Genomic DNA, 14,855 nt, shown 5'->3' on the forward strand with positions numbered 1-14,855 from the left:
GGGGCCGCATTGGCCGATCATTTGGAACAGGATTATGGGCGATACAGACGGCAGTTCTATGGCGGCGCAAAGCGCGCAACCCAAGGACAGCGGTGAAAATGCCAGCGAAAAAGCGGGCTTCTTTTCTCGAATAGTGGACGCGTTCTCGCCTCAGAGCGAGGAACAGGTTCACGAGGCCAACGGACACGAGGTCGACAAGGTGCAGCCCAGGGGCATGATAAACCTGCGGCGCATGCGGGTTGAGGATGTCGCCATCCCGACAGCAGAAATCGTCTCGGTACCCTCTACGATCAGCAAAGATGAACTGGCGCAGGTGTTCCGCGAAAGCGGTCTGTCCCGGATACCGGTGTACGAGGGAACACTGGATACACCCTTGGGGTTCGTCCACCTCAAGGATTTTGCACTGACACATGGTTTTAACGGCACCGGATCGGATTTTGATTTGGTCTCGATGCTGCGGACGTTGCTGTTTGTACCACCTTCGATGCCGATTGGCGTTTTGCTGACGAAAATGCAGACCGAACGCCGCCACATGGCGCTGGTGATTGACGAATACGGTGGCGTTGACGGGCTGGTCTCGATCGAGGACCTGATTGAACAGGTGGTCGGCGAGATTGCGGATGAACATGATGCAGACGAAAGCCAATTGTGGGTTCAGGAAAAGCCCGGTTGTTACATCGTGCAGGCCCGTGTGCCGTTGGAAGAGTTCGAGGCCGAGATTGGCCAATCTCTGACCAGCCATGAAGATGTGGACGAAGAAGAGATCGACACATTGGGCGGTCTTGTCTTCATGCTGTCCGGCCGCGTTCCAGCCCGAGGTGAGGTTGTCCTGCATCCCGAAGGCCCAGAGTTCGAGGTGATCGACGCCGATCCGCGCCGCATCAAGCGTCTGCGTGTCATGCTGCCGGATCGCGTTGGATGAACCCTGCACGGGGCTGGCCAATTTGGTTGCGATTACTATCTGCGGCAGCGCTGGGCGCGGTTGCAGCGTTTGGCCTTGCCCCATTTGGGTTTTGGCCCGCAAGCGTTGCCGCTCTGATCCTGCTGTCTCCGCTGTTTCTGACGACCGAGACGCGGGGGCGGGCAGCTTGGCTTGGCTGGGCTTTTGCGACCGGATACTTCGCCCACGCGCTCAGCTGGATTGTCGAGCCGTTTTTTGTTGATGTACAACGCCATGGCTGGATGGCCCCGTTTGCGCTGACTTTCATGGCAGGCGGGCTTGCGTTGTTTTGGGCGGTGGCGTTTTGGATCGCACGGCGACCCAACGGGCGGCCTGTAACACAAGCGGTTTTTCTGGCGATCTCAATCTCACTGCTGGAATTTGCACGCGGATATGTCCTGACGGGATTTCCCTGGGCTGGCATAGCGCAGCTTTGGGTCGATACGCCGGTCGCGCAACTTTTGTCGTTGTTCGGGCCATACGGTCTAGGCGCTGTGACCCTGCTGGCGACTTTGCCATTGGGCGCAGCGCTTTCTGAACGTAGCGGATTTGTCCTGCCGCTGGCCCTGACGGTCGGGGCGACCGCCGTTTCGCTGGCATATGCCGCGTCACGTCCGGTTGTCACTGACACCGACCATGTTGTTCGGCTTGTTCAGCCGAACGCGCCACAGCATCAGAAATGGGACCCGGATTATGCTCCGCTGTTCTTTGCCCGTCAGCTGGAATTCACGGCGGCGACCCCACGGCCTGATCTGATCGTCTGGCCTGAAACCTCTGTTCCGGCGTGGTTGGGCAGCGCGCAGCCCTATCTGGATGCCGTGGCCGAAGCGGCCCAAGGCACACCAGTTTTCCTTGGCATCCAAAGGGGTGACGGGCCACGGATCTACAACTCTATGATCTACCTCGATGAAACCGGCCAGATGCAGCAGCTGTACGACAAGCATCACCTTGCCCCGTTCGGAGAATATGTTCCATTTGGCGATGTGATGGCTCAGTTCGGTATCTACGGAATGGCCGCGACCACTGGCAATGGCTTTAGCGCCGGACCGGGCGCGGCCCTGCTGGATGCGGGGAAACTGGGCATGGCGCTGCCGCTGATCTGTTATGAAGCGGTATTCACACAGGATGTCCTGTCGGCCCCCGGCCGGGCTGATTTCCTGCTGCAGATCACCAATGATGCGTGGTTCGGTACCCGCTCGGGGCCGTATCAGCACCTCGCGCAAGCGCAGATGCGCGCGATTGAGCAAGGCCTGCCCATGATGCGGTCGGCCAATACGGGGGTATCGGCGATGATCGACCCGCTGGGCCGGATTACCGATGCCTTGCCGTTGGGGCAGGCGGGCTTTGTCGACGCCAATTTACCCGCGCCTCTGGCTTTGACCGTCTACGCGCGGATTGGGGATTTCCCTGTTTTTGTTCTGCTTGTCGCCATGTTTTTGCTGCTTTGGCGCAACGTTTCACAGCGGCAACACTAGTTTCGGATTGACGCTGTGTTTCAGGCTGCGTATCCGGTGGCATGCCCGTCACAACGGCTTCCTGACGTGATGGGAGAAACTTAATGGAGCACATTTATGTCCCGACAGAACTACACTTTTACTTCGGAATCCGTTTCCGAAGGACACCCGGATAAGGTTTGTGACCGCATTTCCGACGCCGTACTTGACGCATTTCTGAATGAAGAACCCGAAGCGCGCGTGGCGTGCGAAACCTTTGCAACGACCAATCGTGTCGTCATAGGTGGCGAAGTAGGTCTGTCTGATCAGGACAAGCTGCACGACTACATGGGCCGCATCGAAGAGATCGCCCGCGCTTGTGTAAAAGATATCGGTTACGAGCAGGACAAGTTCCACCACGAAACCGTCGAGGTGACGAATCTGCTGCATGAGCAGTCCGCCCATATCGCACAAGGCGTGGATGCGGCCGCTGACAAGGACGAAGGTGCCGGTGACCAGGGCATCATGTTCGGCTACGCGACAACGGAAACGCCTGCTTTGATGCCGGCTCCGATCCAGTATTCACACGCGATTCTGCGCCGCCTCGCCGAAGTGCGCAAAAATGGTAACGAACCCGCACTTGGCCCGGACGCCAAGTCGCAACTGTCTGTCGTCTACCGCGATGGTAAGCCCGTCGGTGTCAGTTCGATCGTTCTGTCGACGCAGCACCTGGACGAAGCCCTGAGCTCGGCCGATATTCGTGCGATTGTTGAGCCCTACATCCGGGAAACTCTGCCTGAAGGCTGGTTGACCAATGAAACGGAATGGCACGTGAACCCAACGGGTAAGTTTGTGATCGGCGGCCCTGACGGCGACGCTGGCCTGACCGGGCGGAAGATCATTGTCGACACCTATGGTGGCGCCGCGCCGCACGGTGGCGGAGCGTTTTCGGGCAAAGACCCGACCAAGGTGGACCGGTCTGCTGCCTATGCCGCCCGTTACCTGGCCAAGAACGTCGTCGCCGCAGGTATGGCAGAACGCTGCACCATCCAGCTGAGCTATGCAATTGGCGTGTCCAAACCGTTGTCGATCTATGCAGACGCACACGGAACCGGCGAAATCTCGAACGCTGCAATCGAGAATGCCGTTGGTCAGGTGATGGACCTGACCCCGCGCGGCATTCGCGAACACTTGCAGCTGAACAAGCCAATCTATCAGCGTACCGCAGCCTATGGCCACTTTGGTCGCGACCCGGAAGCTGATGGCGGGTTCAGCTGGGAGCGTACCGATCTGGCAGATGCGCTGAAAGCAGCCGTCTGACACGAACTTACAAAGCGCGCCGGGTCCGGCGCGCTTTTTTGTTGGCCAACGATCCCTGCGCCCCTCTTGAACCGACGGCTGCCGCACAGTATGGGCACGGCCATGAGCACCCAGACACCACAACGGCCCCGCAGAAACTTCTATGGTCGCTTTAAGGGTAAAACCCTGAAGCAGAGTCAGAAGACGTACCTGGACGAAGACCTCGATGCCCTGTCTCCGGGTGCTGTTGATTGGGAGACAAACCCAGAACGCCATCCGCTGAATCTGGATGAGCTGTTCGGCGGCAAGGACGTCTGGCTAGAGGTCGGTTTTGGCGGGGGTGAGCATCTGGTGCATCAGGCCTCCAGCAATCCAGATATCGGGATCATCGGGGCCGAGCCTTACATCAACGGCGTCGCCATGCTGCTGGGCAAGATTCGCAAAGCCGGGGTCGAAAACTTGGCGGTGCACCCCGGCGATGCCCGCGATTTATTTGACGTTCTTCCCGAGGCCAGCATCTCGCGCGCCTTTCTTCTGTATCCCGACCCATGGCCCAAAACGCGGCACCATCGCCGCCGGTTTGTGACGCCCGAACACTTGGAACCCTTGGCCCGAGCGCTGAAGCCGGGATCGATTTTCCGCGTTGCAACGGACATCCCCGATTATGTGCGTCAGACGCTGGAAGAGGTTCCCCGTGCGGGTTTTGAATGGCTGGCCGAGCGCCCCCAAGACTGGCGCGAGCCTTGGGATGACTGGATCTCTACCCGTTACGAGCAGAAGGCGCTGCGCGAAGGCCGAACACCGCATTACCTGACCTTCCGCCGCAAAGGCTGATTGCCGCTGGACCAACCGGCCCCAATTCGCTAATCCGCCTTGGACTGATAGCGAAAACAGGAGCCCCTATGTCCGGACACGGCACGCCTATCCCGATGACCTCGCATCCCTGCGGCCCGCTGACCGGCACGGCTGAGGTGCCCGGCGACAAGTCGATTTCGCACCGGTCTTTGATCCTGGGCGCGATGGCCGTGGGTGAAACCCGGATTTCGGGCCTGTTGGAAGGCGAAGACGTTCTGGACACCGCCAAGGCCATGCGCGCCTTCGGGGCCGAGGTCACGGATCACGGCGGCGGTGAATGGACCGTACACGGTGTGGGTGTCGGTGGGTTCGCAGAACCCGATCAGGTGATTGACTGTGGCAACTCGGGCACTGGTGTGCGGTTGATCATGGGCGCGATGGCGACGTCTCCGATTACAGCGACTTTCACGGGTGATGCCAGCCTGAACAAACGCCCGATGGCGCGCGTGACCGATCCGTTGGCACTGTTTGGCACGCAATCGGTGGGCCGCTCTGGTGGTCGTTTGCCGATGACCATTGTCGGCGCAGCCGATCCGACACCGGTCCGCTATGAAGTTCCGGTGCCTTCTGCACAGGTGAAATCGGCCGTGCTCTTGGCCGGCCTCAACGCACCGGGCAAAACCGTGGTGATCGAGAAAGAAGCCACCCGCGACCATTCCGAACGAATGCTGGCGGGTTTTGGTGCTGAGATCACTGTCGAGGATACGGATGATGGCCGCGTTATTACCCTGACCGGACGCCCCGAGCTGAAACCACAGGTCATTGCCGTTCCGCGCGATCCGTCCAGTGCGGCTTTCCCGGTCTGTGCGGCGCTGGTCACACCCGGATCGGACGTTCTGGTGCCGGGGATCGGCCTCAACCCAACCCGCGCCGGGTTGTTCACAACGCTGCGCGAGATGGGTGCGGACCTGACTTATGAGAACGAGCGCGAAGAAGGCGGTGAGCCTGTTGCCGACCTGCGCGCCAAGTACTCGCCCAACATGAAGGGTATCAACGTACCGTCGGAACGCGCGGCGTCGATGATTGACGAATATCCGGTTCTGTCCGTTGTTGCGGCCAATGCCACTGGCACCACGATGATGGGCGGCGTCAAGGAGCTGCGCGTCAAGGAAAGCGACCGGATCGATGCTATGGCGCGCGGTCTGCGTGCCAACGGTGTGACCGTGGATGAGGGCGACGAATGGTGGTCGGTCGAAGGGCTGGGCATCGGTAACGTCCCCGGTGGCGGCACCTGCGAGAGCTTTCTGGATCACCGTATCGCCATGTCTTTCATGGTGATGGGGATGGGTGCAAAATCCCCGGTTTCCGTGGACGACGGCGGTCCGATCGCTACGTCCTTTCCGATCTTTGAGCCGCTGATGGCATCGCTGGGCGCCAAGGTCGAGCGTACATGAGCTTTACGGTCGCCATTGATGGCCCCGCCGCTGCAGGCAAGGGCACGATCTCGAAAGCGGTCGCTACCAAATTCGGGTTCGCCCATTTGGATACGGGCCTGCTGTACCGGGCTGTCGGGCGCCGAACGCTACAAGGTATGGAACCCATCGCGGGGGCGCAGGCACTTACGGCAGAAGAGTTGGAGCAGGGCGATCTTCGTACAGCCGAGATTGCTCAGGCGGCCTCAAAAGTCGCTGTTATCCCCGAGGTCCGGGCCGCTTTGGTCGATTTCCAGCGGGCCTTTGCCCGCCGAACCGGGGGCGCAGTGCTGGATGGTCGCGACATCGGTACGGTAATTTGCCCCGAGGCCGAGGTGAAGTTGTTTGTCACCGCCAGCCCCGAGGTTCGGGCCGAAAGGCGTTTCCTTGAGCTGAAAGCCAAGGGTAGTGATGTCACCCGCGATCAGGTGCTGTCGGATGTCAAAGAGCGCGACGCACGCGACGCGGATCGCAGCACGGCCCCTATGAAACCGGCAGCGGATGCCGTTTTGCTGGATACATCGGACCTGAGCATCGAAGACGCTTTGGCAAAAGCGGTTGAGATCATCGAAAAATCACGGCCCGCAAAGCCTTAGTTTCGCGGGCCTTCGAGTGCCAGCTTAGTGCTCACTGATCGCAATGCCCTTGATCTTTGCCCACTGGTCGTCAGCCGTTTTGGACGTGCTGTCATGGGTGGCGGAGCCTACTGCAAGGTTGCAATGAGTGTGCTCAGAACAAAAGATTTCATGGCGTGTTTTCTGTCCGGTTTAGTAGCCGGCCAGCAGGTTTGCCCGCCGCTGACACAAAGCTAAGATCAAGGTTCTGAACGAGCGATCGCGGGAAGCCCAAAGTGTCTTGCAGATCGCTCGAAGCTGCGAGCAACTTGGCCTTGCTGTTCACCAAGCTGTGTTTGGTCAGGTCTGCGGTGGGTCCCTATTGTTGATCCATAGCCTGCAGGAGCGATGCCATGATCAGACTAGCCCTATTGATGATTTTTCTTGCCGTCAGCGCGATGGCGCAAGAGGCGGCAGAACCAGAACCGCCAATGACATATGAGCGGTTGGGAAAGATCATCTTTGCGCTTGATCCCGAAGCTCAGCCTTTTGGACCGGGGTTCGAACTGAAGGTAGGCGATGTAACCGTGCTGGTCGTAACCGATACCAACGCTGACCGAATGCGTGCGATGGTTGCAATCCGAAATGCCGAGGGTCTGTCGCCCGACGACCTGCAGCGCATGATGCAGGCGAATTTCGACAGTACGCTGGATGCACGTTACGCGCTTGCCAATGGCACATTGTGGGCGGCGTTCATTCACCCGCTGTCGCGATTGAACAAAGAGCAGTTGATCTCGGGGCTGGCTCAGACGGTGAATATCGCCAACACCTATGGCACGCTCTACACCGGCGGCGCGGCGGAATTCGGTGGAGGCGACAGTCAGGACCTTCAACGTGCGTTGATCGAAGAGCTTTTGAAGAAAGGCGAAGAGATCTGATTGCCGCCGTTAGGCGCGCTTTTCCTGATCGCACAAAAGTTGCCCCTTTATAGGCCCTAGCTGGATGCTGGAAAGCTGATATAGTCGCTGACACGCCAAGAGGGAAAGCTGAACAGACCCCAAAGAAAAAGGGGCAGGCAGCTACAAAATTCCCCGAGCCAACAGGGACCGAAATTATGAATAATCGTCTGAGCAAGATCACCATCGTCGGTGGTGGAACGGCGGGTTGGATGACCGCGCTGATCCTCGAAATGGTGTTGTCACGTACGTCCGCGCCCAAGGATCGCCCGCGCATCTGCCTGATCGAAAGCCCCAACATCTCGACCGTAGGGGTTGGTGAAGCCACAGTTCCACGCATGCCGGTTACGTTACGCCAGGCGGGGATTTCCGAGCGCGACTTTTTCCGGGAAACCAATGCGTCATTCAAACTGGGTGTGAAGTTCTGCAATTGGAACAAGGACGCCAAGGGCGACCGCATTGATTATGTAAACCCGTTTGCTCACGGCCAGTTGTTGGAAGGGTTGGAAAGCGCCGAGTACTTCCTGCGGTTCGGTAATGGGGACCGGGATTTCACGCAGTCTATATCGCCCCATGACGATCTGGCCCGCCTGTGTAAGGGCGCACGCCAGTTGGGTCAGCCCGAGTTCGAGCAGCGGTTTGGCTATGCCTATCATCTGGATGCAGTGAAGTTCGCTGGCATGCTGACCAAGGTCTGTACCAAGCGTGGCGTCGAGCATATTCAGGACGAGGTACAATCTGTCGAGTTGGATGAGCAGGGTAACGTCAGTCACCTGATGCTGGAGCGCAAAGGCCGCCATGATGTCGAGATGGTCGTGGATTGCACCGGCTTCCGCGGGCTGATCATCAATCAGGCGCTGGGCGAGCCGTTCATGGATTACTCGGACTATCTGCCCAACGACCGCGCCATGGCGTTGCAGATCGAACACCCGGACCCAGAGAAGATCGAAAGCGTCACACGCTCGACCGCCCTTGGGGCTGGTTGGACGTGGCGGGTGCCGCTCTATAACCGGGTAGGCACGGGTTACGTGTATTCATCGGCGCATAGGACGGATGATCAGGCTGCGGATGAATACCTCGAATGGCTAGGCGACAGTGGCAAAGGCCTGACGCCGAGGGTGATCCCGATGCGGGTAGGACGCGTGCGCCATGCCTGGGTCAAGAACTGCGTTGCCATAGGGTTGTCCGGCGGTTTCATTGAGCCGCTTGAAAGTACCGCGATCCACATGATCGACCACGCGGTGCGCTGGTTCGCCGAGCATCTGCCGACCAAAGACATCGAGCCTGCCTTGCGGGCCAGATACAACCGGCAGATGGACAAGCTTTATGATGAGGTTCTGGACTTTATCTGTCTGCACTATCGGCTGGGTAACCGCACCGACGACCAATACTGGATCGATGCCCGCACTGAGATGAAGATACCGGACCGGCTGGCCGAGAACCTTGAGCTGTGGCAGCACCGCTTGCCGATGGAACACGATATCGAGTTCGCAACGCTGTTCAATTTCCGTGTCTACCAGACGGTGCTGCTGGGCAAACAGGTCTACGACACGGGCTACGGCGAGGGCATCCGCGACCGTTTGCGGCCCCTTAAAAAGCCGATCTGGTTCCAGTGGTGGAAAGGCGCCAAGATAGACCTTGCGCAGATCCTCAAATCCATGCCGGATCACAAAACGCTGTTGCGAGATATTCGGGGAGAGTTGGAGCGGCCAGCATTTGGCAAGACTCAGGTCGCACAGCCGACGGTGGCAATGCCGGGCACCGCTCCGGCACCTGTGATGGTCCAGAACATGCCCAACTTTGCCGAAATCCAAAGCGGTTCCAAGGATTTGCAGTTGTTTTAAGAACTGTGGGGGCTCTGCGTTGGTGGGGCCGTCACGCAACCAAAGCGCAGAATCTGAGCTACAGCGCTGGTCCTTCACTTAACTTTTCCTGCTCGGACGGCGTAGGCGTGTGATTGAACACAAATGCCGTTCGACAGGCTTCTTCTCCGCCCAACTCCTCGATCTTCTTGCGCTGATCGGCAAAGGCGCGGGAGTTGACTTCTTCGGGGTCGCAGATTTCACGCAGCCGTCTTTCTCCTTCGATCAATGCCGACTGAACGTGCGGGTCATTCGCCCGGTCCACCGCGCGATTGATTTGCTCATGCGGGTCGGTTGACAGGTCGAACAGTTGCGGCGGCTGGCCCACATAGTAGACGTATTTCCAATTGCCCCATCGCACCATAAAGCTGCCGGTTTTAGAGCCGCCATCATGGTATTCGCTAAACCCTGTTCGATTTGGATCGTTCGGCGCATTGGCAAGATCAATCAGAGACTGGCCAGGCTGCCCGGTATTGCCATCGTCATCAGGCACGCCGCAAACATCCCGCGCCGTCGCCGCGATGTCGGTTAGGTTTGTGCACGTTGCGACCCGGTGCCCGGCAGGAATGCCCGGACCGGCGATGATCATGGGAACACCTGCACTGGCCTCATACATGACCTGCTTGGTCCAGAACCCCTGATCGCCCATCATGTCGCCGTGGTCCGAGACATAGACGACAACGGTATTCTCGGCCTGTCCGCTGTCTTTCAAAGCCTTCACTATGCGCCCCACACAATCGTCCATCAGTGATGTCAGACCATAATATGCGGCCTTGGCCTTTCGCATTTTCTGTTCGTCGAAGTAGTCGTCATAGTTGAAGAAACCTGCGATATTGCGCAGCTCTTCATGATCGGGCAACCCTTGGCCGTACCCGACCGGCAGATCCATCAGAGCAGGATCGTAGAGGTCATACCATTCCTTGGGGCAGGTCAGTGGGTAGTGCGGGCTGACCAGTGAAACGAACGCCGCCCAGGGTTGGTTTTTACGCGCAGGATCGGTCAGCCAGGTCTCGGATGCCGCGGTAATATCCAGATCGTAATCGGTATAGGTGCTGGGCCCGACACCTACATCCCCGGCCAGCTCGGACGCCGAATCGTAGGCCGGAGGGTTTTCTCGCAATAGGCCCACGGCCCAGCCAACACCGCCGACCACATGCATCGGCAGGACTTCCTGAGAGAAACCGTTGTCGTCTTTAGCGGACCGAAAGTGCAGTTTTCCAATGGAAACCACTTCGCGTCCAGCATCGCGCAATTGCCGCATCCAACTGCGCGGATGCCCATTGTACGGCGTCGCGCTGTCCCAGTTTCCCGTTTTGTGAACCCACTCACCGGTCGCCAGTGCAGCACGTGTGGGCACACACATGGGTGAAGGCGTGTAGGCGGATTGAAACAGCGTGCCACGTTCCGCCAATGCATCCAGGTGGGGCGTCTTGACGATGGGATGACCAGCGCATCCCATCGCGTCTTTGCGGTGTTCGTCGGATATGATGACGAGAAAGTTCAGGTGCTGGCTCATAGGGTCCTCCGGCTTTGCGTAAGCCTCGCTGTCTGGGAAGGGATTGCTGTTCGAAACGCGACATTCGCCAAAAAACTGACCGATATCGCGCAGGAGTTCGGGTTGCGTGCCTAATTTCGACAATGTAATAATATAGCAAAATTTCCGAGCGACCATGACGACCCATATCCACACCGAACAAGGCAGGTTCATGCGCCAAAATGACCGGAGCGCGCGATGACCAACCGCACAAAGAACCGAAACCTGCGCACCCAGATCAAGCGCCGTCGGCGTGCGGGATCGCCGATGCAGGCATACGACGCACTGCCCGCCGAGTTGCGGCGCTGGTTGGCTTCGGCGTGTCTGCCGTGGAGCCCGGCCTCGGCCCTGCGGATTTGGGATAAGGTGGGGGGCGCGCGTGATCCCGACACGGCCTATTCCCGCCTAAACGCGATTGAGCAGTCGATGCTGCAACGCGATGCACATGTTTGGGAGACGGCGCGCTAACCCCAAAGACCGCCGAACCCCTGTGTTTCAGGGCTTTCCACTTGCACCTGCTGGGGAATCCGCATATACGCGCGCTGTCGATACAAGGGCGGTCAACGTCCGGATGACGTTTCTGAGCAGGGCCGGGTTACCTCGGCCCTTTGTGTTTGTTTGCTCAGGGGCGCACCGGGTCACGCCTGAAGACATCATGAAACAAGACCGGCGGAGACAACCGCTCGGCCAGCAAAAACGTTATGTAAAGGAAAACAACGCCACATGGCTAACGCATCCATGGAGGAATTCGAAGCCCTCCTGAATGAAAGCTTCGAAATGGACACGCCCGAAGAGGGTTCTGTTGTCAAAGGCAAGGTTCTGGCGATCGAAGCCGGCCAAGCCATCATCGACGTCGGCTACAAAATGGAAGGCCGCGTTGATCTGAAAGAATTCGCAAATCCCGGCGAAGCCCCTGAAATCGCTGTAGGCGACGAGGTCGAAGTATACCTGCGCGCCGCAGAAAACGCCCGTGGCGAAGCCGTCATCTCGCGTGAGATGGCCCGCCGTGAAGAGGCATGGGACCGTCTGGAAAAAGCATATGCCGACGACCAGCGCGTCGAAGGTGCAATCTTTGGTCGCGTCAAAGGTGGCTTCACCGTCGATCTGGGTGGCGCAGTTGCGTTCCTGCCCGGCTCGCAGGTTGACGTTCGCCCCGTGCGCGACGCTGGCCCGCTGATGGGTCTGAAGCAGCCGTTCCAGATCCTGAAAATGGACCGCCGCCGTGGCAACATCGTTGTATCGCGTCGCGCAATTCTGGAAGAATCGCGTGCCGAACAGCGTGCCGAAGTTATCGGCAACCTGTCCGAAGGTCAGACCGTCGAGGGTGTTGTCAAGAACATCACCGAATACGGTGCATTCGTTGACCTGGGCGGCGTTGACGGCCTGCTGCACGTCACCGACATGGCATGGCGTCGTGTGAACCACCCATCCGAGATCCTGACGATCGGCGAAACCATCAAGGTTCAGGTCATCAAGATCAACAAAGAAACCCACCGCATCAGTCTGGGCATGAAGCAGTTGCAGGAAGATCCGTGGGATCTTGTTGCTGCCAAGTACCCGCTGGGCTCGGTCCATCAGGGTCGCGTCACCAACATCACCGACTACGGCGCGTTCGTCGAGCTGGAAGCCGGTGTCGAAGGTCTGGTGCACGTGTCCGAGATGTCCTGGACCAAGAAAAACGTCCACCCCGGCAAGATCGTTTCGACCAGCCAGGAAGTCGACGTCATGGTTCTGGAAATCGACGGCGCCAAGCGTCGCGTGTCTCTGGGCCTGAAGCAGACTCAGCGCAACCCATGGGAAGTGTTTGCAGAAACCCACCCCGAGGGCACCGAGGTCGAAGGCGAAGTCAAGAACATCACCGAATTCGGTCTGTTCATTGGCCTCGAAGGCGACATCGACGGCATGGTTCACCTGTCCGACTTGTCCTGGGACGAGCGTGGCGAAGATGCGATCCAGAACTACCGCAAAGGCGACATGGTTTCGGCCGTTGTCTCGGAAGTTGACGTGGAAAAAGAGCGTATCTCGCTGTCGATCAAAGCCCTGGGCGGTGACAAGTTCGCCGAAGCAGTGGGCGGCGTGAAGCGTGGCTCGGTCATCACTGTCGAAGTCACCGCGATCGAAGATGGCGGCATCGAGGTCGAGTACGAAGGCATGAAGTCGTTCATCCGTCGTTCCGACCTGTCGCGTGACCGTGCCGAACAGCGCCCCGAGCGTTTCTCGGTCGGTGACAAGGTCGACGTCCGCGTCACCAACGTCGACAGCAAAACCCGCCGTCTGGGTCTGTCGATCAAGGCACGCGAGATCGCCGAAGAGAAAGAGGCCGTGGAACAGTACGGTTCGTCGGACTCGGGCGCATCGCTGGGCGATATCTTGGGTGCAGCGCTGAAATCGGGCGACTAAGTCCGAGGCGCATCCTAAAGACGAATTTCGGCCTCGCACGCATGTGCGGGGCCGTTTTTGTTGCGAATCAACACCTTCCAAAATTTGGGTTTGTTCCGGGAGTCGCTTATGCTTTTGGAGCAGAATCCGCCGGATCAAGCAAAAAATCGCCCGACTTCGCAGCAAAATGAAGGCATTGCGCCTCGAGTAAACGTTCCCCCGATCACGGTTTTTTCCTATACTGCCCAGAACACTAGACATGGTTAACCGGTCGCCTGGGAGGGTAACGCATATGATCCGTTCAGAACTGATTCAGAAAATTGCCGATGAAAACCCGCATCTCTATCAGCGTGACGTCGAACGGATCGTAAATACCGTGTTCGAAGAAGTGACGGATGCCATGGCCCGCGGTGACCGGGTTGAGTTGCGCGGTTTTGGCGCGTTCTCGGTCAAACAGCGGGATGCGCGCGTTGGTCGCAACCCCAGAACCGGCGAAACCGTACAGGTCGAAGAAAAATGTGTACCATTCTTCAAGACTGGCAAGTTGCTAAGGGATCGATTGAACGGTAAAGCCTGACACTATGATGCGCTACCTTCGATATGCTTTTCTGGCGATCCTCGGGATCGTCCTTGTGTCCGTCTCGCTGGCCAATCGCCAGATGGTCGAACTCAAGCTGATGCCGGATGCTTTGGCTGAATTGCTGGGCTTCAACCTTTCGACTAATCTGCCGTTGTTCATTGTCGTTCTGGGCGGTGTCGTGGCCGGTTTGATCATCGGATTCCTGTGGGAATGGCTGCGCGAGCATAAGCATCGCCGCGATGCCTCTGTCAAAACCGGCGAGGTGCGCAAGCTTGAGCGTGAGGTCAAGAAGCTCAAAAAGAAGCAGAACGAAGGTAAGGACGACGTGCTGGCTCTGCTGGACGAAGCCAGCTAAAGCACTCCAATGTCAGACATCGCTGTAAAAATCTGCGGGTTGACTGCGCCCGATCATGTGCGCGCTGCGGCCGAGGCCGGGGCGCGGTATGTTGGGTTCGTGTTCTTTCCGAAATCACCCCGCCATCTTGAACTGGACAAGGCCGCTGAACTGGCCCAACTGGTCCCTGCTGGGGTGGCCAAGGTGGCACTGACGGTTAATGCATCGGATGAGGATCTGGACCGCATCGTGGCCGAGGTACCCTTGGACATGCTTCAATTGCACGGCAAGGAAACGCCCGAGCGGGTGTCCGAGGTTCGTGGCAAGTTCGGTCTGCCGGTTATGAAGGCGATTGGCGTTGCCGAGGAAGAAGACCTCAGCGCAATTGATCTATATTCCGAAGTGGCCGATCAGCTGTTGATCGACGCCAAACCACCGCGGACATCCGAGCTGCCGGGCGGCAATGGGCTGGCCTTTGATTGGAGGCTTCTGGCTGGTCGTAAGTACTGGCAAAAACCATGGATGCTGGCCGGGGGGCTGACGCCTGAAAACGTTGCCGAGGCGATCCGCATGACCGGTGCGAGGCAGGTTGATGTGTCTTCAGGCGTGGAAAGCGCGCCGGGGATTAAAGATCCTATGAAGATTTCTGAATTTATCCAAGCGGCCTGTTGATCTATCCAAAGCTTTCCCCCGTATATAACCGTGGGGAGGATAGGA

General features: G+C 58.5%; 14 protein-coding genes and 1 riboswitch. Of the genes, 13 read left to right on the forward strand and 1 reads right to left on the reverse strand.

The genetic code is table 11. From position 1 onward, the window contains the following. Positions 1–34: 34 nt before the first annotated feature. From J7416_RS00330 to J7416_RS00365, 8 genes are all read left to right on the forward strand, one after another. On the forward strand, positions 35–922 hold the full coding sequence (locus tag J7416_RS00330) for a hemolysin family protein (protein ID WP_209222051.1): 888 nt from the start codon (positions 35–37) through the stop codon (positions 920–922). After that, on the forward strand, positions 919–2,415 hold the full coding sequence (gene lnt, locus J7416_RS00335; protein WP_209222053.1) for an apolipoprotein N-acyltransferase: 1,497 nt from the start codon (positions 919–921) through the stop codon (positions 2,413–2,415). Before J7416_RS00330 ends, lnt begins: the two co-directional genes overlap by 4 nt. A 42-nt stretch (positions 2,416–2,457) precedes the next feature. Further along, positions 2,458–2,506, forward strand: a riboswitch (SAM-SAH riboswitch). Positions 2,507–2,511: 5 nt separating this feature from the next. After that, a complete protein-coding gene (metK, locus tag J7416_RS00340; protein WP_209222055.1) occupies positions 2,512–3,693 on the forward strand; it encodes a methionine adenosyltransferase in 1,182 nt (393 codons plus the stop codon). Positions 3,694–3,795: 102 nt separating this feature from the next. Then, positions 3,796–4,506: a tRNA (guanine(46)-N(7))-methyltransferase TrmB gene (locus J7416_RS00345; RefSeq protein ID WP_209222057.1), complete on the forward strand. Its 711-nt coding sequence runs from the start codon at positions 3,796–3,798 to the stop codon at positions 4,504–4,506. Positions 4,507–4,574: 68 nt separating this feature from the next. After that, positions 4,575–5,921: a 3-phosphoshikimate 1-carboxyvinyltransferase gene (aroA, locus tag J7416_RS00350; protein WP_209222059.1), complete on the forward strand. Its 1,347-nt coding sequence runs from the start codon at positions 4,575–4,577 to the stop codon at positions 5,919–5,921. Further along, positions 5,918–6,535, forward strand: a complete 618-nt coding sequence (cmk, locus tag J7416_RS00355) for a (d)CMP kinase (protein ID WP_209222060.1) — start codon at positions 5,918–5,920, stop codon at positions 6,533–6,535. The genes aroA and cmk overlap by 4 nt, the downstream gene beginning before the upstream one ends. Positions 6,536–6,906: 371 nt before the next feature. Continuing rightward, positions 6,907–7,431, forward strand: coding sequence for a hypothetical protein (locus tag J7416_RS00360; protein WP_209222061.1), 525 nt, complete (start codon positions 6,907–6,909; stop codon positions 7,429–7,431). Positions 7,432–7,607: 176 nt separating this feature from the next. Next, a complete protein-coding gene (locus tag J7416_RS00365; RefSeq protein WP_209222062.1) occupies positions 7,608–9,293 on the forward strand; it encodes a tryptophan halogenase family protein in 1,686 nt (561 codons plus the stop codon). A 58-nt stretch (positions 9,294–9,351) separates the two neighbouring features. On the opposite strand, the gene J7416_RS00370 is transcribed toward J7416_RS00365, so the two are convergent. Next, the gene (locus J7416_RS00370; protein WP_209222063.1) at positions 9,352–10,827 is read right to left on the reverse strand and encodes a sulfatase-like hydrolase/transferase; all 1,476 of its coding nucleotides are present in this window, start codon (positions 10,825–10,827) and stop codon (positions 9,352–9,354) included. Between the two features lie 216 nt (positions 10,828–11,043). On the opposite strand from J7416_RS00370, the gene J7416_RS00375 reads away from it, so the two are divergent. The 5 genes from J7416_RS00375 to J7416_RS00395 all read left to right on the forward strand — a co-directional run bounded on the left by J7416_RS00375 (position 11,044) and on the right by J7416_RS00395 (position 14,810). Beyond that, positions 11,044–11,313 (forward strand): DUF6525 family protein, encoded by a 270-nt coding sequence (locus J7416_RS00375; RefSeq protein WP_247744064.1) that lies wholly within the window; start codon positions 11,044–11,046, stop codon positions 11,311–11,313. Positions 11,314–11,568: 255 nt separating this feature from the next. After that, positions 11,569–13,245 carry a 30S ribosomal protein S1 gene (gene rpsA, locus J7416_RS00380; protein ID WP_039532111.1) on the forward strand — a complete coding sequence of 559 codons (1,677 nt, stop codon included), beginning with the start codon at positions 11,569–11,571 and terminating at the stop codon, positions 13,243–13,245. 271 nt (positions 13,246–13,516) lie between these two features. After that, positions 13,517–13,801 carry an integration host factor subunit beta gene (gene ihfB / locus J7416_RS00385; protein ID WP_037310872.1) on the forward strand — a complete coding sequence of 95 codons (285 nt, stop codon included), beginning with the start codon at positions 13,517–13,519 and terminating at the stop codon, positions 13,799–13,801. 7 nt (positions 13,802–13,808) lie between these two features. After that, positions 13,809–14,159, forward strand: coding sequence for a LapA family protein (locus J7416_RS00390; protein WP_209222064.1), 351 nt, complete (start codon positions 13,809–13,811; stop codon positions 14,157–14,159). 9 nt (positions 14,160–14,168) lie between these two features. Continuing rightward, on the forward strand, positions 14,169–14,810 hold the full coding sequence (locus tag J7416_RS00395; RefSeq protein WP_209222065.1) for a phosphoribosylanthranilate isomerase: 642 nt from the start codon (positions 14,169–14,171) through the stop codon (positions 14,808–14,810). The last annotated feature ends 45 nt before the right edge of the window (positions 14,811–14,855 follow it).

Source organism: Ruegeria sp. R14_0, assembly GCF_017743975.1.
In the GTDB taxonomy this organism is placed as follows: domain Bacteria; phylum Pseudomonadota; class Alphaproteobacteria; order Rhodobacterales; family Rhodobacteraceae; genus Ruegeria.

Coding starts and splice junctions, on each gene's coding strand:
- J7416_RS00330 (WP_209222051.1), top strand. CDS start 35: ATGGGCGATACAGACGGCAGTTCTATGGCGGCGCAAAGCGCGCAACCC.
- lnt (WP_209222053.1), top strand. CDS start 919: ATGAACCCTGCACGGGGCTGGCCAATTTGGTTGCGATTACTATCTGCG.
- metK (WP_209222055.1), top strand. CDS start 2,512: ATGTCCCGACAGAACTACACTTTTACTTCGGAATCCGTTTCCGAAGGA.
- J7416_RS00345 (WP_209222057.1), top strand. CDS start 3,796: ATGAGCACCCAGACACCACAACGGCCCCGCAGAAACTTCTATGGTCGC.
- aroA (WP_209222059.1), top strand. CDS start 4,575: ATGTCCGGACACGGCACGCCTATCCCGATGACCTCGCATCCCTGCGGC.
- cmk (WP_209222060.1), top strand. CDS start 5,918: ATGAGCTTTACGGTCGCCATTGATGGCCCCGCCGCTGCAGGCAAGGGC.
- J7416_RS00360 (WP_209222061.1), top strand. CDS start 6,907: ATGATCAGACTAGCCCTATTGATGATTTTTCTTGCCGTCAGCGCGATG.
- J7416_RS00365 (WP_209222062.1), top strand. CDS start 7,608: ATGAATAATCGTCTGAGCAAGATCACCATCGTCGGTGGTGGAACGGCG.
- J7416_RS00370 (WP_209222063.1), bottom strand. CDS start 10,827: ATGAGCCAGCACCTGAACTTTCTCGTCATCATATCCGACGAACACCGC.
- J7416_RS00375 (WP_247744064.1), top strand. CDS start 11,044: ATGACCAACCGCACAAAGAACCGAAACCTGCGCACCCAGATCAAGCGC.
- rpsA (WP_039532111.1), top strand. CDS start 11,569: ATGGCTAACGCATCCATGGAGGAATTCGAAGCCCTCCTGAATGAAAGC.
- ihfB (WP_037310872.1), top strand. CDS start 13,517: ATGATCCGTTCAGAACTGATTCAGAAAATTGCCGATGAAAACCCGCAT.
- J7416_RS00390 (WP_209222064.1), top strand. CDS start 13,809: ATGCGCTACCTTCGATATGCTTTTCTGGCGATCCTCGGGATCGTCCTT.
- J7416_RS00395 (WP_209222065.1), top strand. CDS start 14,169: ATGTCAGACATCGCTGTAAAAATCTGCGGGTTGACTGCGCCCGATCAT.